The organism is Gillisia limnaea DSM 15749 (assembly GCF_000243235.1).
GTDB lineage: Bacteria > Bacteroidota > Bacteroidia > Flavobacteriales > Flavobacteriaceae > Gillisia > Gillisia limnaea.
This window is the reverse complement of the sequence record NZ_JH594605.1, coordinates 302,616-327,535: the sequence shown is the minus strand read 5'-3', so window position 1 is coordinate 327,535 and position 24,920 is coordinate 302,616. Positions and strand designations below refer to the sequence as shown.

General features: G+C 36.8%; 18 protein-coding genes. 9 read left to right on the top strand and 9 right to left on the bottom strand.

Annotation, left to right across the window (positions count from 1 at the left end; translation table 11 throughout):
* Window positions 1-39: 39 nt before the first annotated feature.
* Window positions 40-1,446, top strand: a complete 1,407-nt coding sequence (lpdA, locus tag GILLI_RS01540; RefSeq protein ID WP_006987357.1) for a dihydrolipoyl dehydrogenase — start codon at window positions 40-42, stop codon at window positions 1,444-1,446.
* A 175-nt stretch (window positions 1,447-1,621) separates the two neighbouring features.
* On the opposite strand, the gene GILLI_RS01535 is transcribed toward lpdA, so the two are convergent.
* Window positions 1,622-2,335 carry a LytR/AlgR family response regulator transcription factor gene (locus tag GILLI_RS01535; RefSeq protein WP_006987356.1) on the bottom strand — a complete coding sequence of 238 codons (714 nt, stop codon included), beginning with the start codon at window positions 2,333-2,335 and terminating at the stop codon, window positions 1,622-1,624.
* Window positions 2,336-2,435: 100 nt separating this feature from the next.
* Window positions 2,436-3,530, bottom strand: coding sequence for a sensor histidine kinase (locus tag GILLI_RS01530; RefSeq protein ID WP_006987355.1), 1,095 nt, complete (start codon window positions 3,528-3,530; stop codon window positions 2,436-2,438).
* A gap of 321 nt (window positions 3,531-3,851) precedes the next feature.
* Between GILLI_RS01530 and GILLI_RS01525 the strand changes: the two genes are divergently transcribed.
* Both GILLI_RS01525 and GILLI_RS01520 read left to right on the top strand, forming a co-directional pair.
* Window positions 3,852-5,186: a serine hydrolase domain-containing protein gene (locus GILLI_RS01525; protein ID WP_006987354.1), complete on the top strand. Its 1,335-nt coding sequence runs from the start codon at window positions 3,852-3,854 to the stop codon at window positions 5,184-5,186.
* Between the two features lie 155 nt (window positions 5,187-5,341).
* Window positions 5,342-5,779 carry a hypothetical protein gene (locus tag GILLI_RS01520; RefSeq protein WP_006987353.1) on the top strand — a complete coding sequence of 146 codons (438 nt, stop codon included), beginning with the start codon at window positions 5,342-5,344 and terminating at the stop codon, window positions 5,777-5,779.
* Window positions 5,780-5,978: 199 nt separating this feature from the next.
* On the opposite strand, the gene GILLI_RS01515 is transcribed toward GILLI_RS01520, so the two are convergent.
* Together GILLI_RS01515 and GILLI_RS01510 are read right to left on the bottom strand one after the other, a co-directional pair.
* Window positions 5,979-6,851 carry an aldose 1-epimerase family protein gene (locus tag GILLI_RS01515; RefSeq protein WP_006987351.1) on the bottom strand — a complete coding sequence of 291 codons (873 nt, stop codon included), beginning with the start codon at window positions 6,849-6,851 and terminating at the stop codon, window positions 5,979-5,981.
* 5 nt (window positions 6,852-6,856) lie between these two features.
* Window positions 6,857-8,206: a DEAD/DEAH box helicase gene (locus GILLI_RS01510; protein ID WP_006987350.1), complete on the bottom strand. Its 1,350-nt coding sequence runs from the start codon at window positions 8,204-8,206 to the stop codon at window positions 6,857-6,859.
* A gap of 220 nt (window positions 8,207-8,426) precedes the next feature.
* Here GILLI_RS01510 and GILLI_RS01505 point away from each other — a divergent pair, with 220 nt between their 5' ends.
* The 6 genes from GILLI_RS01505 to GILLI_RS01480 all read left to right on the top strand — a co-directional run bounded on the left by GILLI_RS01505 (window position 8,427) and on the right by GILLI_RS01480 (window position 17,753).
* Window positions 8,427-8,963 (top strand): NADPH-dependent FMN reductase, encoded by a 537-nt coding sequence (locus tag GILLI_RS01505; RefSeq protein ID WP_006987349.1) that lies wholly within the window; start codon window positions 8,427-8,429, stop codon window positions 8,961-8,963.
* On the top strand, window positions 8,964-10,274 hold the full coding sequence (locus tag GILLI_RS01500; protein WP_006987348.1) for an anthranilate synthase component I family protein: 1,311 nt from the start codon (window positions 8,964-8,966) through the stop codon (window positions 10,272-10,274).
* Window positions 10,275-10,403: 129 nt separating this feature from the next.
* On the top strand, window positions 10,404-11,717 hold the full coding sequence (gene tilS, locus GILLI_RS01495) for a tRNA lysidine(34) synthetase TilS (RefSeq protein WP_040506298.1): 1,314 nt from the start codon (window positions 10,404-10,406) through the stop codon (window positions 11,715-11,717).
* Entirely contained in the window at window positions 11,714-13,717 is a 2,004-nt protein-coding gene (locus tag GILLI_RS01490; RefSeq protein ID WP_006987346.1) for a protein-disulfide reductase DsbD family protein, read from the top strand. Before tilS ends, GILLI_RS01490 begins: the two co-directional genes overlap by 4 nt.
* Window positions 13,718-13,854: 137 nt before the next feature.
* Window positions 13,855-15,708, top strand: coding sequence for a CocE/NonD family hydrolase (locus tag GILLI_RS01485; RefSeq protein WP_006987345.1), 1,854 nt, complete (start codon window positions 13,855-13,857; stop codon window positions 15,706-15,708).
* Between the two features lie 218 nt (window positions 15,709-15,926).
* On the top strand, window positions 15,927-17,753 hold the full coding sequence (locus tag GILLI_RS01480) for a DUF885 domain-containing protein (RefSeq protein WP_006987344.1): 1,827 nt from the start codon (window positions 15,927-15,929) through the stop codon (window positions 17,751-17,753).
* A gap of 96 nt (window positions 17,754-17,849) precedes the next feature.
* Here the strand turns inward: GILLI_RS01480 and GILLI_RS01475 are convergent, their stop codons facing one another.
* The 5 genes from GILLI_RS01475 to GILLI_RS01455 all read right to left on the bottom strand — a co-directional run bounded on the left by GILLI_RS01475 (window position 17,850) and on the right by GILLI_RS01455 (window position 24,884).
* Complete coding sequence (locus tag GILLI_RS01475; RefSeq protein WP_006987343.1) at window positions 17,850-19,142, bottom strand: DUF2254 domain-containing protein; 1,293 nt, start codon at window positions 19,140-19,142, stop codon at window positions 17,850-17,852.
* 427 nt (window positions 19,143-19,569) lie between these two features.
* Window positions 19,570-20,784: a hypothetical protein gene (locus GILLI_RS01470; RefSeq protein WP_006987342.1), complete on the bottom strand. Its 1,215-nt coding sequence runs from the start codon at window positions 20,782-20,784 to the stop codon at window positions 19,570-19,572.
* 132 nt (window positions 20,785-20,916) lie between these two features.
* Window positions 20,917-22,920, bottom strand: coding sequence for an excinuclease ABC subunit UvrB (gene uvrB, locus GILLI_RS01465; protein WP_006987341.1), 2,004 nt, complete (start codon window positions 22,918-22,920; stop codon window positions 20,917-20,919).
* 224 nt (window positions 22,921-23,144) lie between these two features.
* The gene (locus GILLI_RS01460) at window positions 23,145-23,981 is read right to left on the bottom strand and encodes an ABC transporter permease (RefSeq protein WP_006987340.1); all 837 of its coding nucleotides are present in this window, start codon (window positions 23,979-23,981) and stop codon (window positions 23,145-23,147) included.
* On the bottom strand, window positions 23,982-24,884 hold the full coding sequence (locus tag GILLI_RS01455; RefSeq protein ID WP_006987339.1) for an ABC transporter ATP-binding protein: 903 nt from the start codon (window positions 24,882-24,884) through the stop codon (window positions 23,982-23,984).
* Window positions 24,885-24,920 lie beyond the last annotated feature (36 nt).

The following is a 24,920-nucleotide window of genomic DNA, read 5'->3' as shown; positions in this document are numbered from 1 at the left end:
TTGTGTCTCTTTGAAAAAAAATATCAAAAAAATATATTTATGAGCACATATGATGTAGTAATAATTGGATCTGGCCCCGGTGGGTATGTAGCTGCAATTCGTTGCGCACAACTGGGATTAAAAACAGCAATTATTGAAAAATATTCAACTTTAGGAGGAACCTGTTTAAATGTAGGATGTATTCCTAGCAAGGCTTTACTGGATTCTTCGCATCACTACGATGATGCCATAAAACACTTTGAAGAGCATGGGATAGATATTTCTGGGGAAGTTAAAGTGAACCTGGAACAAATGATGAAGAGAAAATCTTCTGTGGTTAGTCAAACCTGTGATGGCGTAAAGTTTTTAATGAATAAAAATAAAATCGATGTTATTTATGGTGTTGGTTCTTTTAAAGACTCAACCCATGTAACTATCGATAAAACCGAAGGCGAATCGGAAACCATTGAAGCAAAAAATATCATTATTGCCACCGGATCAAAACCTGCAAGTTTGCCATTTATAAAACTGGATAAGGAACGTGTAATTACCTCTACAGAAGCCTTAAAGCTGAAGGAGATTCCAAAACATATGATAGTGATAGGCGGAGGAGTTATTGGTCTGGAATTAGGACAGGTTTATAATCGTTTAGGGTCTGAAGTTACAGTTATTGAATATATGGACAGGATCATTCCTACTATGGATGCAGCGCTTTCAAGAGAACTTAACAAGGTCTTTAAAAAGCAGGGAATGAACATAAATGTGAGCCACAAAGTGAAATCTGTTGAAAGAAGCGGAGATGAGGTGATTATTAAAGCCGATGATAAGAAAGGCAATGAAGTAGAATTTAAAGCAGATTACTGTTTGGTAGCTGTGGGTAGAAGACCTTTTACCGATGGTTTAAATGCCAATGCTGCCGGAGTTGAGATTGGAGAGCGCGGAATGATCACAGTAAATGAGCATTTGCAAACCAATGTCAGGAACATTTATGCTATTGGAGATGTTGTTCGCGGTGCAATGCTTGCTCATAAAGCGGAAGAAGAAGGAACCTTTGTTGCTGAAGTTATTGCAGGACAAAAACCACATATCGATTATAATCTAATTCCCGGGGTAGTTTATACCTGGCCGGAAGTTTCTGCAGTTGGGAAAACTGAAGAAGAATTAAAAGAAGCCGGCGTAAATTATAAAGAGGGTAAATTCCCGATGCGTGCGTTAGGACGCTCCAGAGCGAGTGGCGATACCGACGGATTTGTGAAAATTTTGACCAATGCCGATACAGATGAAGTTTTGGGAGTGCATATGATTGGAGCCCGTGTTGCCGATCTTATCACCGAAGCAGTTACCGCGATGGAATTTAGAGCTTCTGCAGAAGATATCGCCAGAATGAGCCACGCACATCCAACCTATGCTGAAGCTGTTAAAGAAGCAGCGCTGGCAGCGACAGGAGACAGGGCAATGCATATTTAAATGAATCCCTCATTGAGGGTTTAACCCGCCTGACCGTCGGGCAGGTTCCCCGTCTCGATAGCTCTAGGGTTGCCTTGAATTTTTAAAAGGATTATCCTCCCGATAGCAGGGACATACCTCGTGGGCAGGCCCCTAGATTGCTTTATAATAAAAAACCTCCAGAGCGGAGGTTTTTTTAATGATATTTTTCCAGCCTTTTCAAAACATCCTCTTTATAAGTTCGGCTTATTGGAATCGATTTTTTCTGAATAATCACTTCTTCACTGGAGTAAGATTCAATTTTATTGATTGCGACGATATAAGAGCGATGAATCCTTATAAACTCCGATTCCGGTAATTTCGACTCGAGGCCAGAGATGGTTTCACGGGTAACTTTGGTGTCTTCGGTGGTTTCAATCTTTAAATAATCGCTCAGGCTTTCTATCCAGAGAATTTTGTCAAAATCAATCTTGTGCATTTTTCGATCAATTTTCACAAAAATAAATTCAGCAAATGATTCATTTTTGGAGTCGTTCTGAACTGTTTTAAAATGATTTTGCTGAAAATTATTCACAGCGTCCAATATACGGTTAAAAGATATTGGTTTTAAAAGATAATCTACAGCGTGAAGATCGAAACCTTCAATCGCATATTCCCTGTAGGCAGTGGTAAAGATTATTTTGATATCCTTATCAATTGACTTTGCAAACGAAATTCCGGAAATGCCGGGCATATTGATATCCAGAAAAATGAGGTCGGTTTTGTTTGTATTTATCATATTAAAAGCCTCGGTAGCATTTCTACATCTGCCCAGGATTTCTATCTTATCGATCTTGGAAAGATGATTTCCCAGAATGTCCAAAGCCACCGGTTCGTCGTCCACTATAATACATCTAATTTTATTTGACATCAGTTGGAGTTTTTGCTAAGTTTAATCCCGCATTTAGGGTTCAACCCGCCTGACCGTCGGGCAGGTTTCCTGTCCCGAGCCATCGGGTTGTCTCGAATTTTTAAATTATTTCTGAATCTATATCTCGTAGATTTTCCCCGAGGTTCTTAATTTTCAGCAAAACACGAAAGGATTCTTTATCATTCTCAATGTTCAATTGGTAATCATCGCCATAGAGAATATCCAATCTGCGTTTAATATTCTGAAGACCAATACCTTTGCCTGGGGAAATTTCCGAACTGTTCTCGATCGAATTTACAATTTTGAAAATAAGTTTTTCGGCTTCTAATTTTATACAGATCGATATTTTGAGTTTTCCGTCATTGCCTTTTCCGTGTTTAAAACTGTTCTCTACAAAAGGAAGAAGGAGCATTGGTGGTAAATAAACCGCAGCGGGAATGTTGCCGTAATTAAATTCTATTTCCAAAGCATCCTGAAAGCGTTTTTTTTCCAGTGCAATATAATTCCCAATATGGTTGATCTCATCTTCCAGTTTTACCAGTGGTTTTTTGGTTTGGTAAAGAATGTAATCCAGAAGATCTGAAAGTTGGAGGATCATTTCAGGTGTTTTTTCATTTTTTGATAAACTGAAACCATAAATGGTATTTAGCGTATTAAATAGAAAATGAGGATGGATCTGCATTTTTAAGTATTGAAATTCCTGTTCTTTCAGTTTTAACTGTGCTTCCAGAATCCTGTTTTTAAGCTCCTCATTTTTGGCTACAGAAGCGTAGTTGTTTTTCAACAAATTGAAGGCCGAAGCTATCACAACCACCAGGTAAATCGTGATCGTGATGTAAAACAGGTTTTTGGAAACAGGAAATTGATCATTCAGTTCTAAACCCAACACGATAACCAACGCATAGAAAGCCGATAAAATAATAAAAACCGCCGAAATTATGAAAGTATAAACAGAATAGATCCCGAATTTCAAATAGCGTTTCGGAAGCAGGTAATTTGGGATAAGATTATAAATGAAAGCATAAGTGGTAGCTGCAGTAACGGGAAGGAAAAATGCCGAAAATATGAGCAAGGTTCGAAAATCTGCGCCCTCTATACCAAAAAAGAAACTGAAAAAAAGCAGCACGATTATCCACAAAACTATGTGGATAAATAGGCGTTTACCAAGTTCAGAAATTGTTTTTACTGATTTCATTAAACTATAAAAGTGCAATTAATTATCCATTGCTGAAAATTTATGCGGCAGATTACAGGTTAAGTAGGGTGAAAAACATTTGAAAAGGCGGCGCAATTAAGAATTGGTAGAATACTTATCAGTTTTCGCATTTAACAACAAATATTAGATTGTATCCTTCTGAAATAGGTTGTTTGAAAATTAATTTTTTTTAGCATTATAATAAATGAAAATCATAGTATTCAATTCCGTCGAATCCAGACTGGATTCCGCCGTTGGTCGCAAAATTTAAAATTGAATGAATTATATGGGTATGTTTGAAACAAGTAATAAAATATAACTATGATTTTAATTAGTAAGAAAGTATTATCATTTTTCTTGATATTAGTTGGTACTTTAAGCTGCTTAGCTCAGGAGCCTAATTTTGACCAACTTGAGGAGTTTCTCACAATTTTGTCAAATAATGATAAAATAATGGGGTCACTAAATGTCACTAAGAATAATGAAGTTATCTTCTCAAGATCTGTTGGATATTTAGATATTTCTAAAAAAATGAGGAACAATTCTGATACCAGGTTTAGAATTGGCTCAGTTACTAAAACCTTCACGGCAGTTATGATTTTTCAATTGGTGGATGAAAATAAACTTAAATTGGAGACTCCCTTATCCCGCTTTTTCCCAAAAATCCCGAATGCTTCCAACATTAAAATTTCAAATCTTCTTAATCATAGTAGTGGTTTATTCAATATTACAAATGATGCTGATTTTTCAAACTGGATGATTGAGCCTTCTGATCAAAAGTTGATGGTTTCAAGGATTTCCAGTCATAAGGTAGATTTTGAACCAGGTGATCGAACCGAATATAGCAATACCAATTATATACTTTTAGGTTATATTATCGAAGCTCTGGACGAAGGATCGTATGCAACTTCTTTGAAGGAACGTATTATTTATAATATAGGTTTGAATCATACAAAATATTGTGGACCAATAGAGGTGAAGAACAACGAAAGTCGCGGTTATTTCAACGAAGATGGTTTGTGGAAAATTAGTCAGGAAACGGACATGTCTAATCCCGGTGGTGCAGGTGCCATTATTTCAACTTCATCTGATTTGACAAAATTCATGAGTGTTCTTTTTAATGGGGACTTGATTTCCGATTCTAGTTTGAGAATTATGAAAACTTCCAATAATTCTGAAGTTTGTCATGGGTTGTTTTATGCAAATATGGACGGAACTGATTTATATGCAAGCGAAGGAGGCATTGATGGATTTCAATCTATGCTCCTATATATACCGAAAAATAAAACCTCGATAGCCTTGACTGCAAATGCTCTTGATTATAGTAAAATGAGAATTATGTTGTCTGCTTTAGCAGCAAGTAATGGTAAACCGATAGTGCTTCCTAATTTTGAAAAGATCAGTTTGACAACAGAGCAATTAAAGTTATATGAAGGCACCTATGAATCTAAAGATGCCCCATTTAAATTATTTTTTAAAGCTGCTGGAATTACCTTATCAGGTTCGCAAGACAATATTGATTTTAAGGAACTAACACCTTCAAAACAACATCAGTTTACATTGGATGCATTAGGAATTATTTTAGATTTCTATCCAGAAACCGGTGTGCTAAAATTTAATACGGACGATCAACCAATAATATTTAATAAACTCTAAATTGAACGGAGTTAGTTGTAATTGCCTGAAGCAGGCAGGTTTTCTCCAGGGAGTTAAAGTGACCTGAATGAGCCCATTTATCAAGTTTTAAAGTCATTTTAGACCATTTTGAATTATATTTTAGGTTTGATCATATTAACTAATAAAACATACTTATGATTTCATTATTTTTTTACTTAGCACAGCAAAGAGGATTTTTTGGAACGCTCTATTCACGTATTCAGGAAGGCGGACCAGTATCGATGACCTTTATTTTACTACTATTCTTTTTAATGCTTTTTTTTATTGTAAGAGCAGCAATAAAACTCAAAGCTCCATCTCATGTTTTCAAAAAGTCTGTCTCCCTTGTAAATCAAGTAGCTTTACTGGCAGTGGTAATCGGACTGTTCAGTCAGTTAATAGGTATTATTGAGATATTTGATGCATTTGAATCTTTGGATAATGTGAACCCGGTTTTGCTTGGAGGTGGACTAAAGCTCACTTTGTTACCACCAATTTTTGGAGGTTTAACTTTAATAATTGGTCGTATTTCAACTTTTATATTGAACTGGATACGCGATGAAGAACTGGATAAAGCCGGAATTAAAAATTAATTTCAGTGAATAATTAATTTCATTAAATTAAAACTTTCACTACATTTAGAAGTTCATTCTAATAATAAAAATCATGGCAAAAGAAAAATCCCCTTCAAAGAACTCGGCAAAGAAAGAGCCGGTTTTGACATTGAAAGAAAAGCGTGCAGCTAAAGAAGCGAAGAAGAAAAACAGAAGTTAATTCATACATCTAATTGCTTTAGGCTATTGTAATAACGTAAGAGGCATCAAAAGTTTTAGAAGGCATTAATTCCATAATGCCTTCTTTTGTTTTTAGATCCTGCGTAGTTCCTTCAACATCTGCATATCCTATCCAGGGTTCAATACAAACATAAGGAGCTCCTGGTTTGGCCCAGATACCTAAATCCTTAAAATCATTATATTCCACAGTTAAAACTGTTCCCGATTTTTTACTCTTTAATGCCACTTCTTTGGATTCGATATTTTTAAAAATTAAAGCGTCTTTGTCGAATAAATTCCGGTGCAGTTGAATTTTGTTATCGTCCCGGATTACTGCAACAGTTTCCGAAGAGATCAAACCATCCTTATTCAACAGGTTGGTGTTCAAATCCTGGTTTTGGTCAAATTCCAAATAATAATCTTCATAGGTTTCCCTTTCATAAAGTGGAGCATTAAATGCCGGATGACCACCAACTGAGAAATACATGGGCTTTTCATCTAAATTCGAAATTTTATGTGAAACCCTAAGGGTTTTCTCTTTTAACTCAAACTTTATTTCCAAATTGAATTTGAATGGATAATTTTTTAGAGTTTCATCTGAATATTTCAGATTAAAAATTAAGAAGTCGGGTTTCTGTTCCTTTAGCTTAATATCACTGTTGTTCCTTACAATACCGTGTTTAGGCAATTGATATCTCCGGTTATTATAATGGAATTCTCCATTTTTTAAAGCTCCAATGATAGGGAACAGGTTTGGTGCATGACTGTTCCATATTTCAGGATTAGCCTGCCAAATATATTCTTTGTCTGTTTGAAGGTTTTTTATGCTGCATAATTCTGCACCTTTTGAGAGCACCCCAACACTTAAAAAATCATTTTGAATTTGATACACCGGTTTTATTTTTTCCTTCTGCGGTTGGCATGCTTATCACCTTTGGTCTTAGGTTTTGAGTATTTTTTAGCGATCTCTCTTCTGTAGGATCCTCCCAGGTTTACCTTTTGGTTCTTTTCGCTCTTATCATGAAAAGCAGGACCGGGGGCATCCTCATTTTTCCTATTTCCGGGATTATTGATCTCAACAATTTTGGGTTGTTCCTCCGGGATTAATACCGTCGAAACTTCAACATCTTCCGGAAGATCGAATTGTGGAACTTTCATATCCATCAAATTTTCGATCTTTTCGAGGTTTTCAGTTTCTTTTTCGGTGCTTAAAACAATTGAAATCCCCTGTTTTTCTGCTCGACCGGTTCTTCCAATCCTGTGCATATAATTTTCAGGATATTCCGGCGTATCAAAATTTATAACGTGGGATACACTTTCAATATCAAGCCCACGTGCCATAACATCTGTAGCCACTAAAATCCTGCAAAATCCATCGCTAAACTGGCGAATACTTCTCAATCGGTAATTCTGACTTTTATTTGAATGTATTACCGTACATTCTTCTGAGAATTCTTCAGCCAACATTTCAAAAAGTCTGTCGGCAAGTCTTTTGTAGGCTACAAAGATCAAAACACGGGAAAAGGTTTCTTTATCCTTCAGCAATTTCCGCAGAAAATTTACTTTGGTATGGAAATTTGGGATAAGATAGCCCCGTTGTTCAATGTTTTCAAGTGGGGTACCACTTATCGCTACCGATATTTTCTCAGGAGTTTTAAAATTTTCGTCGATTAATTCCTCCACAGCCTCTGTCATCGTTGCTGAAAACATGATGCTTTGCCTGTTATCTGGTAAAAGCTCCAAAATATTTATGATCTGAAATCTAAAGCCAAGATCCAGCATCACATCTACTTCATCTATTACCAGTTTTTGTATTGATTTTAGCTGAAGTGCGCGGCGTAATACCAAATCATATAATCTTCCCGGAGTTGCAACCACGATATCCTGTCCCTGCAGCAAATCCTGATGTTGGGTATTTATGTTTACACCACCGTAGATGGCTACAACTCTGGTGTTGATGTATTTGGTTAATTTTTCAATTTCCTCCGCCACCTGAACCGCCAATTCCCTCGTAGGTACCATGACAAGCACCCGTGGATTTTTTTGTTCAGAATATTTTAGCATCCTTAAAATGGGAAGCATATAGGCAAATGTTTTTCCTGTCCCGGTTTGCGCAATCCCTACCACATCCTTCCCGGACATAATGGATGAAAAAGCCTGCTCCTGAATGGGAGTTGGTGTTTGGAATTTTAGATCTTCCAAAGCGTTTAATAGCGGGGTATTTAAATTTAAATCATGAAAAGTCACGGATGAATGTTTTTTTTTGATTTGCAAAGATACCTTTTGAATCTCAGGATTTTAAGAAAAATCGGGAGGAATAAATCACGAGGGATGAATTTGCTGTTTTTTGAACCTCTGTCTGGTTAAAAATCAACTGATTTTAAGGCTTAAACTATTCATAAAAAAAGAGATTTTCAGCAGTTCAGCTATATTTTTAATTATTTTTGATGACAATCTAAAAAAATAAATGAAAAACATCCTAGCATTTGCCGGTTCCAACAGCAGTACTTCTATCAACCATCAATTTTTAACTCACGTTGTAAATAGAGTTCAGGGGCACGAAATAAAACTCATTAAACTTTCCGAGTACGAAGTTCCAATATTTAGCAAAGATCACGAAAAGGAAAAAGGTTTCCCGGTGAATGTACAGGTCTTAAAAAATCTTATTTCTGAAAATGATGCCTTGATCATTTCGGTAAATGAACACAACGGAATGGTTTCCGCATTTTTTAAAAATTATATCGATTGGCTTTCCCGGATAGACCGGAATTTCCTGGCAAATAAAAAGATCTTGCTCATGAGTACTTCTCCCGGGGCCAGAGGAGCTGCTTCCGCATTGGAATATACAAAAGGAATTTTCCCCAGGTTTGGAGGAAATGTAATAGAAAGCTTTAGTTTTCCATCTTTTAATGAGAATTTTGGAAATAATAGCATTCAAAACGAGGTTTTGGATATGGGAATTGAAGATGTGCTTACTACATTTGCACACGAAATTGAAAGCTAAGTGCGTACAACTAAGGAGTATATTTTAAAAAACCCGCTGGAGTTTAAGGAAAAATTGCTGGAATGGAGTAGGCAGTTTGATGAGATCGCATGGCTGGACAGCAACGAATATGATCACTCCCACAGTGATTTTGACGCTGTTTTAGCGGTACAGGCTTTTACCGTTTTAAAAACAGATTTCCATAAGGGTTTTAGTAAACTTCAGGAATATCAGGAAGTTACAAAAGATTGGATCTTTGGATATCTTTCCTACGATCTGAAAAATGATGTGGAGCAACTTTCCTCCCGGAATTATGACAATCTTCATTTTCCGGATTTGTACTTTTTTCAGCCGGCCAAGGTTATTCAGCTTAAAGGTGAAACAGCCATTTTTCGGTACTTAAAAATGGTAGATGATGAAATGAAGGTTGATTTTGAACAAATAGATCAAGGAGAAAATTTTGTAAAAAGAGAAGAAAACAGTGAGGTTTCAGGAATCCAAAAAACCGAAATACAATCCAGAATTTCCAGGGAGCAGTATTTGAAGAAAGTAAATGACATGCTTTCCCATATTCATCGTGGAGATATTTATGAAGCCAATTTCTGTCAGGAATTTTTTGCTGAAAACCGTACGATCGAACCTTTTGAGATTTTCAAAAATTTGAATAAGATCTCCATTCCTCCCTTTGCGGTATTTTTAAAACTGGAGAGTAATTATTTGCTGTGTGCTTCTCCGGAACGTTATTTGAAAAAATCTGGAAGTGAAATTCTTTCGCAACCTATCAAAGGAACGGCTAAAAGAGCTGAAAATTTAGAGGAAGATTTAAAGATCGCCATAGAGCTTTCCAATGATCTAAAGGAACGATCGGAAAATGTAATGATAGTTGATTTAGTTAGGAATGATCTTTCCAAAGTCGCAAAAAGAGGAAGTGTGCAGGTTGATGAATTGTGCCGTGTGTATTCATTTAAACAGGTGCATCAAATGATCTCGACCGTTTCGGCAGAATTGGAAGATGGAATTCCAACGGTGGAGGTTCTGCGTGCAACTTTTCCAATGGGAAGTATGACCGGAGCTCCAAAAATATCGGCAATGAAGATCATCGAGGAGCTGGAAGAAACCAAACGCGGTTTATATAGTGGCGCGGTTGGTTATTTTACCCCGGAAGGTGATTTTGATTTTAATGTGGTTATTCGCAGTATCCTTTATAATTCTGAAAGAAAATATGTTTCCTTTTCTGTTGGTGGTGCCATAACCTCAAAATCGATTCCTGAAAAGGAATATGAAGAGTGCCTTTTAAAATCAGAAGCAATGCGTGAGGTATTAAAAGGATAATATTCAATTTTTTATTCAGGATTTTTAATTCATGGAATTGCTGTGAAACTTTAATTCCTACAGTGGGAGAAATTTAAATTTCTGGCCTTTTAGAAAGATTTCCTATGGCTTTTGTATCTTTGGAAGACTATGGAAAAAGCCTTCAAAAACCTCATAAAATCAGAATTTCCCTATTTGAGTACCGCTAAATTATTGATCGCAGTAAGTGGTGGTTTGGATAGCGTTGTGCTGGTACATTTATGTAAAAGTGCTAAAATGGAGTTTTCTATTGCCCATTGTAATTTTAATTTACGTGGAGAGGAAAGCGATGCCGATGAATCTTTTGTTATGGATCTTGGAGATGCGCTTGATGTAGAGGTTTTTACTGAAAATTTTGATACTGAAGCCTACGCCCAGGATGCCAAGGTTTCCATTCAAATGGCAGCCCGGGATTTGCGTTATAACTGGTTTAATGAATTGAGCGCTGCCCTAAATTTTGATTATATACTTACCGCACATCATGCCAATGATAATCTGGAAACGTTTCTAATCAATCTCATTCGTGGAACGGGATTGGATGGATTAACAGGGATTAGAACTGAAAATGAGAAGATTATCAGGCCTTTGATAAAATTTTCAAGAAAGGAAATTGAATCCTATGCCCGTGAGAAAAATATCCCCTGGCGTGAGGACAGCAGCAATGCTTCTCCAAAATACCTTCGGAATAAGATCAGGCTGGAGGTGATTCCCATTATGGAAGAAATTAATTCGCAGTTGCTGGAAGGCTTTGCTCAAACTCAGTCACATTTGAATGAAAGTTTAAACTTGGTTGAAGATTATATAGGTTTGCTGTATTCTGAAATCGTTTCAAAAGATGCGCACGGGTATAAACTAAATATTGAAATTTTAGAGAAGATCCCAAATACAAAAGCTGTTTTGTATCAATTGCTGAGATCCTTCGGCTTTACAGAATGGGATGATATTCATGGTCTTTTAAAAGCACAACCGGGAAAAATGGTATTTTCGGCTACACACCGATTGATAAAAGACCGAAACTTTTTGTTGCTTACCGAGATTCCTTCAGAAAAAAACAATAAAATTTATAAAATCCTAGAAGGAGATGATATTGTAATGCTTCCAATTGGGACCTTTGTTTTTGAGGAGGTTACAGAGATTTTGGAAAAGGGGACACATTGTATTTATGTAGCACAGGAAACCCTTAAGTATCCACTAACCTTAAGGAAATGGAAGGAAGGGGATATTTTCCATCCATTTGGAATGAAAGGAAAGAAGAAGATTAGCGACTTTTTTAAAGACAAAAAATTATCTTTGCCCGAGAAGGAAAATTGTTGGTTGCTTTGCTCTCAAGATAAGATCCTTTGGGTTGTTAATCATAGGGCAGATGCACGTTTTGCCATTAAAGATCCTTCAAATAAAATATTGAAAATTACCTATTCCGTATGAAATACATAATGACGCTGGCCTTTCTGATAATCGCTTTATTCTCTGTTCAGGCTCAGGTTTTTAGTACCCCCAATTCTCAAATCGCAGATCCCATAACCTGGGATGCAAAACTGGAACAGAAAAACGATAGTATTTACAACCTTATATTTACTGCCAGGCTGGAAAAAGGTTGGCATTTATATTCTCAGGAAGTGGATGAAGATGGGCCGATCCCTACTACCTTTACCTTTAATTCTTCAGCAAATACCTACGAACTTATAGGAAACACTAAGGAACCCGATGTTCCCGCTATTTATGATGAGGTATTTGGAATGGACATCAAATTCTTTGACAAAGAAGCTGTTTTTATTCAGGAAATAAAGGTTTTTGACAAAGATGCCAACATTGAAGTGGAAGTGGAATTTATGGTATGTGATGATGAGCAGTGCCTTCCGCCGGATATAGCTCCATTTCAGTTTTCCGTAAATGAAAAAAAAGCGATCAAAGGCTATGCAGATGCCGATGTGACTTCGCTTGATATAGAAAAAACCAAAGCCCTAGATATTGAAATGCAGGGTTGGGAAAACTATCAACCGGAAAAGGAGGAAGGAAGTACTTACTGGAATATTTTCTTTTTAGGATTTATAGGAGGATTAATTGCTCTTCTAACCCCTTGTGTTTTCCCAATGATCCCACTTACCGTTTCCTTTTTCACCAAAGGAGCGAGAACACGTAAAAAAGGACTTGTAAATGCCATTTTGTATGGGGTTTTCATATTCCTAATCTATCTTTTGCTAAGTCTTCCGTTCCATTTATTGGATAGTGTTGCCCCGGAAATCCTTAATAACATATCCACAAATGTCACTCTGAATATTGTGTTTTTTGTCATTTTTATATTTTTTGCGTTTTCATTCTTTGGATATTACGAGATCACTCTACCTACTTCCTGGAGCAGTAAAATGGATGATAAGGCTTCCAGTGTTGGTGGAATAGTAGGGATCTTTTTTATGGCGCTTACTTTGGCGCTGGTTTCCTTCTCATGTACGGGACCTATCCTGGGATCATTACTAGGTGGTTCTTTAAGCAGTGATGGAGGAGCTATACAGCTGTCCTTTGGAATGGGTGGTTTTGGACTGGCCCTCGCATTGCCATTTGCGTTATTTGCACTTTTTCCAAACTGGTTGAGTTCTCTTCCAAAAAGTGGCGGTTGGTTAAATACGGTTAAAGTCGTGCTTGGCTTTATTGAGCTTGGCCTTGCATTTAAATTTTTGTCGAATGCAGATTTGGTCCAGCACTGGGGCTTGTTAAAAAGAGAGATCTTTATTGGAATCTGGATTATTGTTGGAATAGGGTTGACGCTGTATTTATTCGGATTAATCCGTTTCCCACACGATGGGCCCAAAAAGAAACTTTCTAAAACCCGGTTTGCATTTGGAAGCCTTAGCTTTTTATTTGTGCTATATTTATTCCCGGGATTAACCAATACCCCATTTGCCAATTTGAAGTTATTGAGTGGATTTCCGCCTCCTTTGTTCTATAGTGTTTATGAAAAAGAAACCGAAGGACCACTGGGATTAAAAGCGTACAAATCCTGGGAGGAAGGTTTGGCAGTATCTAAAGCCCAAAATAAACCTATTATGCTGGATTTTACAGGTTGGGCTTGTGTGAACTGTCGAAAAATGGAAGAACAGGTATGGAGCAACCCTGAGGTTTATGATATGATCAATAATAAATACATCCTAATTTCACTTTATGTGGATGATAAAATGGAATTATCGGAACAGGATAAATTTAATTATGTTCGTGAGAATGGTGGAATTAAGAAGATACGAACGGTAGGTGACAAATGGGCAACGTTCCAAACGGTGAATTTCAGGAATAATTCCCAACCGTTTTATGTTCTTTTGGATCCTAACGTGAAAATCCTTAATCAGCCGGTTGGATATACGCCAAATGAAGAAGAGTATTTAGATTGGCTTAAGGATGGACTTACAAAATTTAAAACTGCCTCTGCAGAATAATATTCTTTACGAGTTAACAGTTAATTTCTATCTTTAGGACTTCGAATGAAATTTTTAAGGGCTTTAATTCCCTTTTTCGGATTATTTATTAAATTTCTTTAAAAAATGATCTTTTTAACCTCAAAAAAATAAGTTAAATGACATTAAAACAAACCCCACTATTGTTCTTGATAAGTTTATTCTTATCAATCCCGCTTTTTTCCCAAACTACTCAAAAATTTGAAGTTTCAGAAAACTACAATAAGCAGGAAGTTTATATTACTATGCGTGACGGTGTAAAACTACACACCACCATATACTCACCAAAAGATACATCAAAGAGATACCCTGTGATCATGCAGCGTACTCCTTACAGTTCGCAACCTTATGGTGCAGATCAATTTAGATCTAAAATTGGGCCCAATGAGTTTCTTATGCAGGAAGGCAATATTATAGTTTATCAGGATGTTCGCGGTCGCTGGATGAGTGAAGGAACCTACGACAATATGCGGGCGTATATTCCAAATAAAAAGAGAAAGCAGTCAGATGAAACAAGTGATACCTATGACAGCATAGAATGGTTGATCAAAAATGTAAAGAATAATAACGGTAAAGTGGGTACCTGGGGGATTTCCTATCCCGGTCACTACGCTGTAATGTCTTTGATTGATGCTCATCCTGCATTAAAAGCTGTTTCTCCGCAGGCGGGAATTGGTGATTTCTTTTTTGATGATTTTCATCATAACGGCGCTTATTTATTGAGCTACTGGAGGGCAACAGCCCTGTTTGGATATGATAAAAAAGGTCCTACCACGGAGGCCTGGTATGAAATGCCAGATCTTGGAAGCCAGGATCAGTATCAATTCTTTCTTGACATAGGGCCATTGAGCAACCTGGACCAGTATTATAAAGAAGATAATATCTTTTGGCAACAGCTCAAGGAAAATCCCAACTATAATGAATTCTGGAAGTCCAGAGGGGTTATCCAGCATTTAAATGATATCAAACCAGCGGTAATGACTGTGGGAGGATTATTTGATGCGGAAGATCTTTATGGCCCTTTCGAAACTTACAAAACTATTGAAAAGAGCAGTGATAACTATAACACTATGGTATTTGGACCCTGGAGCCACGGAGACTGGGCCAGGACCTCCAAACGACAGGCCGTAGGGAATGTTTATTTTGGAGATGATATTTCTGAAGGTTATCAAAAGGATATTGAAACCAAATTCTTCAATCATTTCTTAAAAGGAAGTGGTTCTAAGGATAGTGGGTTGCCTGAAGCTTATGTTTTTGACACTGGAAAAATGGAATGGAATTCCTATGAAACCTGGCCTCCAAAAAATGCAGTGAAGAAAACCTATTTCCTGGGAGATGATCAAAAACTAACTGAGAATGCATCTTCTGCGGAAATCTCTTTTGTGAGTGATCCCAAAAAACCAGTGCCTTATTCTGAAGATATAAAGATGGTATTTACACCACGGAAATATATGACAGATGATCAACGTTTTGCAGCGAGAAGACCGGATGTTTTGGTGTTTGAAACCCCTGTTTTGGAGAAAGATATGACCATGGCCGGTCTAATTGAAGCCCATTTAAAGGTTGCAACCACAGGAACCGCTGCAGACTGGGTAGTGAAAGTTATCGATGTTTATCCTCCAGATGCTGAAGATTCTGAAGAAATGCAGGATCATTTAAAGATGAGCAATTACCATATGATGGTAAGAAGCGAGGTGATTCGTGGACGATTTAGAAACAGTTTTGAAAATCCAGAACCTTTTGAAGCAAACAAGAAAACAGATGTATCGTTTAATTTGCAGGATATAAACCATACATTTAAAAAGGGACACAAACTTCAAATTCAGGTGCAAAGTACTTGGTTTCCATTGATAGATCTCAATCCGCAAACCTATGTTCCCAATATTTTTATGGCTGAAGAGAAAGATTTCACCAAACAAACCCATACCGTATTTGGAGATTCATTTATAAATTTTTCGGTTTTAGAAAATTAAATAAGCATCGATTACCCGTGAGTAAACTCACGAGGTATTTCGAAGGAAGAACTATCGGGAATTCGATGAAATCTAACCCGAACGGGGCGGTTGGTATTTGTGAATTACAACCAGTGTTGGGTGTAAAAACAATAGAATTTTAATAGCGTTGACTCTAAATAAAAATCTCTTTCTGGATTATTTTCAGAAAGAGATTTTAACTAAAAAAGAATTTGGTAATGAAGAATCTAAAACTATTCGCAATATTCCTCAGCATTTTTGGAATGCTCGCATGTAAAAACGATGTAGAGGACGAGAAATATTCTGAAATGGAAATATCAGAAGCATCCGCAGCATTGAACGATTATTTTGAAGTAGAGTTTGAAAAGGATGTCGCAGAATCTCCCATGATGCAAACCCAGCTCGGGAGAAAAACCGATTACGGGAAATGGGATGACTTTTCAAATAAAAAATTAGTTCAGGATCTTGAGCAGGCTAAGGAACGACAAAAATATCTTAAGGATAATGTGGAGGAAATTGTTTTAAATGACGAAACCAGGCTTAGTTACCGCTTATTTAAACAGGAGGTTGAAAACGAAATCGCCGATTTTGAATTTAGGTTCCATAATTACCCTGTAAATCAAATGTTTGGGTTTCATTCCCAGCTTCCTGCATTTCTAATTAATATGCATCGCATAGATTCTGAGGCAGATGCGAAAGCCTACATTTCCAGGCTAAATGGAATTCCCAAAGCTTTTGATGATGTAATAGAAGGCATAAAACTTAGAGAACAGAACGGGATACTTCCGCCTAAATTTGTTTTTGAAAAAGTTTTAGACGATTCTCAAAATGTGATAAAAGGAAAACCTTTTACCAATTCTACGGAGGCAAGTGTACTTTTGGATGATTTCAAAACCAAGGTTTCCAAACTTGACTTATCCCAAAGCCAACAACGGGAATTAATTGCAGAGGCAGAAAAAGCCCTTGTAAAGTCGGTAAAACCTGCTTATGAAAAGTTGATTGCTACGATGGAAGATCAACAACAAAGAGCTACATCAGACCATGGTGCATGGAAATTTCCAAAAGGGGAAGCATTTTATAGGAACAGGTTAAAACGAATTACTACTACAGATCTTACCGCAAATGAGATCCACGAAATTGGACTAGTCGAGGTTGCCAGGATTCACGGTGAAATGGAAGCAATCATGAAAAAGGTTGGATTTAAAGGTTCCCTTCAGGATTTCTTTGAATTTATGCGAAATGATCCACAGTTCTATTATGCCAATACGCCTGAAGGAAAGGAAAAATATCTTAATGAAGCCACTTCGCTTATCAATACTATGAAAGGGCGCCTTGATGAACTGTTTTTAACGAAACCCAAAGCCGATATTATAGTAAAGGCGGTAGAACCTTTTAGGGAAAAAAGTGCCGGAAAAGCTTTTTATCAACAGCCTGCCATTGATGGATCGAGACCAGGAACCTATTATGCGAATTTATATGACATGAATGCGATGCCAACTTATCAAATGGAAGCATTGGCATATCATGAAGGAATTCCCGGACATCATATGCAAATAGCGATCGCACAGGAATTGGATAGCGTACCAATGTTCAGAAAATTTAGTCGCTATACAGCCTATACGGAAGGATGGGGATTGTACAGTGAACTAGTTCCAAAAGAAATAGGATTCTATAAAGATCCGTATTCAGATTTTGGACGCCTGGCTATGGAATTGTGGCGCTCTTGCAGGTTGGTGGTAGATACGGGCATACATTCAAAAAAATGGACCCGTGAGCAGGGTATCGATTATTATAAGCAAAATACCCCTAATGCAGAGAGTGATTGCATTAAAATGGTAGAACGACATATCGTTATGCCCGGACAGGCAACCGCTTATAAAATTGGAATGAATAAAATTGTGGAATTAAGGGAAGAAGCAAAAGTCCAGTTAGGAAACGATTTTGACTTGAGGGAGTTTCACGATGTGGTTCTTTTAAGTGGGGCGGTTCCTTTAAATATTCTGGAAGAGATGGTCCAGGAATGGGCAGATTCCAAAAAAAGCTAGTTGTTTCGAAGCTCTTTTTTCTAAAAGTTATGTTTCAGAAGGATATAAACTTCCCAAAATAAAGGCTGAACTGTGCGAACAAGTTGTGTCTGTGAATTAAATTATTTTAAGTCCGAAATCAACTGCCATTTTTTCGACTGTTTGTAAATCTCTTGTATTGGTAATGCTCGATCTCGCATCATTTAAAAGTGTTTTGGCTTCAAGATCTATACTTTTTAAATTGCCTGTATTTTCCATTTTTTGCATTTTCAAATATTTGAACATGATCACTAATTTTTGTACCAGGATGATATCATGTTTGCAATAGGTACGAATAGAGGCCATTACATTATAAATAAGTTCTGAAAAGCTCACGGAATTAATTTTTATAAATGCTTTCTCATCTCTTCCAATCACATTATTTTCTTTTTTCAACAGCCTTAAAGAAAAAAGTTCTGTAAGATAATCTATCCCGTTTATGGCGGTTCCTGGGTCGTTAATTCCTGGAGACATTGCTTTTACGATAACTTCTGTAATTTGTTTAAATGCCAGGAGATAATTATCGGCTACAAGTTCTGCTCTGGCAAGATTGAAATTAGCTAAAATCACTTTAATTGTTTTTTCATCTAACTCTTCTTTCGATTTAAAAAGAGGAATTCCCTTCAGCACAAAAGTGCCCGTAATCGGTAAAATATGAATCTGGGTATTTTTTTTATCACAAATATCCATCAAATTAGAAATGGAAATATTTTGAAGATATCCGCTTTCTTCAGTACTATATTCATACCAATGCTCCGAAGACGGAAATTCATTTGAGCTTTTTGAATCGTCTTCTATCATGGCATTTAACTTGATTTTTGCCAGGTTATGTATTCCATCCATGATATTATTTATCTGAATACTTTGTGATATATTATGGATAAAGTAAATAAAAGCATAAATACAAATTACGGATCCTAGAATTCCAATTAATACCGAAAATCCCGGTGTTTGGTATTTATCACCTGTAGGCTGAATAGAAAATAATATAAAAATTAAATACAGGATTGTAGCCAGGTAGACCCCCAGAATTATTTGATGCACTTTATCTGAAATCAATTCGGGTAAAAGTCTTGGAGAATAATTATTTGAAGCCTGACTAAGCAGAAGCATCACCATGGAAAAACTGAAAACCATCATGGATATCAGTCCCGTCATTAATGCACTTATTATGGTAAGGGCCGTGGTACTATTATTTACCACCAAAAATGGAATATGATCCACTAGGTATCTGGAAATCCCGCGCTCTTCCAAATAAAATAGTAAAAATGCTGACAGAACTCCTATAATGGCAAAAGTTGTAGGATAAAAGGCGATTTTGCTTTGGATAATGCTGAAAAATGCAAGGGTGCGATTGTATAATTGTTTCATATGTAGATATTTATTGCTTTTAAATGAGCATATGCAATTCGCATATTTTCATCGGTGTTTGTAACGTATTCCCGTTATGCTCATTTCATCTGTTTATTTGAATGTTTAGAGTACGAACATCCCTCAAATTATCCTGCTATTTGACCGATTGCCGTTTGAGATGTTTTTTTTTTTTAAATTTCAATGATTAAAATTAAACATTTAAGAATAAAAGAGCCTAAATAAGTTGCTTATATAACACAATTTTAAATTCACTGGCAGGTTTTAATCCCCGATGCCCACCAATTTTGTTCGGACAGGATTTTATCAAAATTTTGAAATCATTCTTCCTAAATTAAAAGCAACCGAAGACCACCCAAAACGATTTATTAAGATTTTATAGATGTTTTACTGTATTTGCTGAAAAAGTTTCGATGTCGATGCTTTTCTATTTAAAAAGCACAATCCATCTCGTCCCAATACTTTGAATCATTAACCTGTTCCCGGATGAAATAGAAGTAATATTATTTCCGGTAGATATATCTTCAAGGGTATCTCCGTTCAAAAAGTTAAAAGGCCTGTTTCCCGTTCCCTGAAAAGAGATTAGAATTAGTATTCTTCCCTTGTTTAAAGAAGCATCAGGGATTGTAATACTGGAAACCTGACTGTTAACTCTTAAAGTGTAAACTTCTTCTGCAATAACATAGTCGCCTGTTGCGGTTCCGGTAGAGGAATAATTCATGACATTGGGGTATTTCCAATTCATATTTCCGCTGGAATCCAGGACCAAAATTTGTCCTGGATTTCCTTTGGCAGCGGGGAAAATATACTCTTCTGCCGGGGTTAATCCAATCCCAAGACGGCCTGCAAAATATCCTGCAAAAACCTTGGCAGTATTGCTTCCAATGGCACTGCTGTAAATTCCAATAACAGTACCAATACCCTCATTGCTTCCAATCACAGAATAAATACCAAAATTATTACTGTTAGCGCCAAAAGTTTTTCCAACCCGGTTATACATCCCATAAATATCATTAGTGCCTGAGTTTTGATAGGTTTCATTAAAAATTCCATAATGAATCCCGGTGCCTGCTCCTCCTACATTGTTTTTAAACCCATATTTATTTCCATTAGTAGCGCTCCTGTTGTCACTTATAATACCATAGGTTGTAAGATTGTCCACCGTAGGATTATTATTGTCTACTTCCAAACCTTTTTTAACTGTGGCATCTTTAACCGAATTCAAAACGATTTGAAGTTTAGCAGTGATATCCTGTGTGCCAATCCCAATACTCCCTAATCTATACATAGCATCTAAAATATTGTTTGGATTGCTGCTTGTTCCAGGTTTAAAGAAATTACCAAAACCGGTTCCGCTAATGGTTTCCCATTTTATTTCTGAATTATTCCAGAAATAAAAGCCTTTGGGATATTCGTTAACGGTTTTGGTTAAATAAATCAACATCGCATGTTGATTTGAACCTGGATTTGTCGTTGGAAATTTATCGATTCTCGGAATTAATAATCCATCAATCACCGACGGATTTGAGGGAGAATCTGAAATAATATCAAGTTGTGCTTGTGGGTTGGAGGTTCCAATGCCAACCTGCGAAAAAGAGCATAAACCTGTTAAAATTGATAAAATAAAAATAAAATTTTTCATGTGTTACGGTTTTAGACCGTCACATCAGTAAAAAAAAGTATTAAAGGGTACTATAATATAAGAAGATTAAACTTCTGAATATTAGTTATTTGTAAAATATTATAAATTAATTAAGAAAATTCGGCTTTAAACTTATTCAGCAAGAGCGGTCGTTTTTTCCTGAAGCATTTTTATTTCATCTCTTAACCGGGCTGCAGTCATAAAATCAAGGTCTTTGGCAGCTGTTTCCATTTCTTTTCTTTTTTCCCTAATTCGCTTCTCCAGTTGTGCCTTGCTGAAATAAGCAGTTTCTTTTTCTGCTGCTTTTAATGTTGGGGCAGATTCTATTTTGTAGGCTTCTTTCTTTTTTACCAGCGTTTCATTAAAAGCTTTTATAAGTGTAGTAGGGGTTATGTTATGCTCTTTATTGAACTCCATTTGCTTTGACCGGCGATATTCGGTTTGATCTATTGTTAACTGCATACTTCTGGTTATTTTATCTGCATACAGTATTGCACGGCCTTCAAGGTGTCTGGCTGCCCGGCCAATGGTTTGAGTAAGCGAACGATTGCTACGCAGAAAACCTTCCTTATCGGCATCCAGAATCGCCACAAGGGATACTTCAGGAAGATCCAAACCTTCCCGTAATAAGTTAACTCCAATAAGCACATCAAAAATACCTCTTCTAAGATCATTCATGATCTCAACTCTTTCCAGGGTATCCACGTCAGAATGTATGTAACGGCACCTTACATTTATCCGGGTAAGATATTTGGTGAGTTCTTCTGCCATTCTTTTGGTTAGTGTCGTAACCAATACCCGTTGATCTTTTTCAGAACGAACCTGAATTTCTTCTATTAAATCATCGATTTGATTCAGGCTTGGTCTTACTTCTATTACAGGGTCAAGCAAACCGGTAGGTCGAATTACCTGTTCGATATAAACTCCTTCTGTTTTTTGTAATTCATAATCGGCAGGAGTGGCACTTACATAAATCACCTGATTCTGAAGCGCTTCAAATTCTTCAAATTTTAGGGGCCGGTTATCCATTGCTGCCGGTAAGCGGAAGCCGTAATCTACAAGCGTTTCTTTCCTGGATCGGTCACCTCCATACATCGCATGCACTTGTGGAATTGTAACGTGACTTTCGTCTATAACCATCAGAAAATCATCGGGGAAATAGTCTAAAAGGCAAAAGGGACGAGTTCCGGCAAGTCTTCCGTCGAGATAGCGGGAATAATTTTCAATTCCGGAGCAATATCCAAGTTCACGAATCATTTCCAGGTCAAAATTGGTACGTTCTTCCAGACGTTTTGCCTCCAGGTGTTTACCAATATCTTTGAAATAATCAATTTGTTTTACTAAATCATCCTGAATTTCCCTAATTGCTCCCTGCAAAACATCAGGAGAAGTCACGAACATATTCGCAGGATAAATATTCAGACGGTCGTATTTTTCAACTATTTCATTTGTAAGCGGATTAAATGCTTCAATCTCTTCTATATCATCTCCAAAGAAATGTACTCTGAAGGCATGGTCTGCGTAACCCGGAAAAATATCCACGGTATCTCCCTTAATTCTGAAATTTCCGCGGTTAAAATCAGCTTCAGTTCTGGAATATAAACTCTGCACCAGCCGGTGAAGCAGTTTTGTCCTGGAAATATGCATATCTTTTTCAATGGAGATCACATTTTTCTGAAATTCTACAGGATTTCCAATCCCATATAAACAGGAAACGGATGCAATCACAAGGATATCCCTTCTTCCGCTAAGTAGGGAAGAGGTTGTGCTCAATCTTAGCTTTTCCAATTCTTCATTCCTGGAAAGGTCTTTCTCAATATAAGTACCGGAGGAGGGGATAAAAGCTTCGGGCTGATAATAATCATAGTAACTAACAAAATATTCCACTGCATTTTCAGGGAAGAATTGCTTAAACTCGGAGTAGAGCTGTGCGGCTAATGTTTTATTATGGGCAAGGATAAGGGTTGGACGTTGTACTTCTTCAATTACGTTGGCAACCGTAAAGGTTTTTCCAGAACCGGTAACTCCCAGTAAGGTTTGATACTGTTCGTTTTTATTGAGTCCGGAAACCAGTTTATTGATTGCCTGTGGCTGGTCCCCGGTGGGTTTAAAATTGGATTTTATATTGAACTTCATGAATTTCTTTTTGCTAGCACCACGAAATTAAGCAATTATCATGCCTATTCAAACCAGGGATATTTTGAATGTTATCTTTTTAACGTAAAGTGACATTTTATTTCTTTGCTGTTCTCTAAAATCCTACTAAACCAGAATAGAAGGTTAGACAGTTAGTCCAAAAAGCATCAAAAATGTTGCGTAAAGTGGTGCGCAAATGACAACAACCGGAATCCCCTAAATAATTATAAATCTCTTATTTTTAATAACTTGTAGGATAAAAACACAAAAAGGAACGTCCATACCAAAACTATTAAAAGCTGGTACCAATGCACGCCGTAATCTTTATCTAATTCCGATCCGATTTGTGAGGCAGCGGTTTGAATGAAATTTAACCGTGAAAAAGGTTCAACCACGAGATTGCTCATAGATGCCAGAGGAAAGAACTGCACTATATTGTCAGCAATATCGCTGTCGCGGAAAATTCTCCAGGTGAGAATTCCGTTTACAATATTTTCTAATACCCACCAGATAAAAAGAAATCCCAGCGCAAAAGCCGATCGTTTTATCAAGATCCCTATAAACATACAAAAGGAAAAGAATCCAAGAAGTTTGATAAAATAGCCAAGTAAATATTCCATATCTGAAAAAACGATGGAAAATTCGGTGTAATCAGAAAATGAATACCCAAGTATCAGGGAAACTACAATGAGAAATAAGGTTGAAATAATGGAAAAAAGCACGACCGTAAGAAACTTGGAAAGCACAAATTCTTTCTTGCTTAAACCGTCAATAAGGTTTTGTTTTAAGGTCCTGTTGCTGTATTCATTCGACATCATGGATACAATTACAATGGCGAGGAAAAGTTTTAAAAGTGCCGCAATATAACTGTTGAAATGCCATATAAAAGGGAAATTAAAGATTCCCTGGTCTGCCAACCTGAAATGGATTTGTCCCAAATCGAATTCTATGGAAGCGATAAGGGCAATGAAAGTTATCAGGATAAAATAAGTAATAGTAAGAATCTTTGCAGACCTGCTATATTTTAGTTTATGTAATTCAATATCTAGTAAACGAAACATTTAGTGACTTGTTTGGTTGGTTAATTGTAGGAATTGTTCTTCCAGACTTTCTTTGCGCTTGTTGAGATAAGACAGCACGATCCCGTTTTCAAAAAGAAAGGAGTTCATGGTCTCTGCATCCATAGGCTCTTCAAGGATTGCGGTAACTAAACCTTCAGAATTAGTCACTTTTCCAATGGAAGGATGACTTACTAAAATGCTCTCAAGTTTTTGTAAATTGGAAGCTCTTAATTCGAAAAATCCGTGGCTTGCATTCATTTCGTCCACCCTTCCACTATAAAGCTTTTCACCTTTCCTGATGATCACAACGTGGGTACAAACTTTTTCAACTTCATCCAGCAAATGGGATGCGAGTAAAATAGTAGTACCTTCAGAAGCAATTCGCCTTATTATTTCTCTAATTTGATGAATTCCCTGAGGATCCAGTCCATTGGTAGGTTCATCCAGAATAAGGATTTCCGGATCGTTTAAAAGGGCCGAAGCAATGGCAAGACGCTGTTTCATTCCTAAAGAAAAGGTTCGGAATTTACTGTCCTTCCTGTCCAGCAAGCCTACAATTTCTAGTTTTTCTTCAATTTTATGCGAATTAATTCCTTTTATCTTACACACCAAAGCAAGATTTTGCCTGGCGGTCATATACGGATAGAAATTGGGATGTTCTATTATTGCTCCTACCTGTTTTAAGGCCTCATGAGTGGAATCTTTTCCGTCAAACCAGTGATATTCGCCACTTGTTTTATTCACCACATTTAAAACCATTCCAAGGGTTGTGGATTTCCCACTTCCATTGGGGCCTAATATTCCGTATACGTTTCCTTTGTGGATCGTGAAGGAGAGATTTTTAACCGCGGTGAGTGGGCCGTATTTTTTGGTGAGATTATTTAGTGTAAGTATTGTCTCCAAGGTATGCTTAGTTTTAACATGTGACGCCGAAGTTAA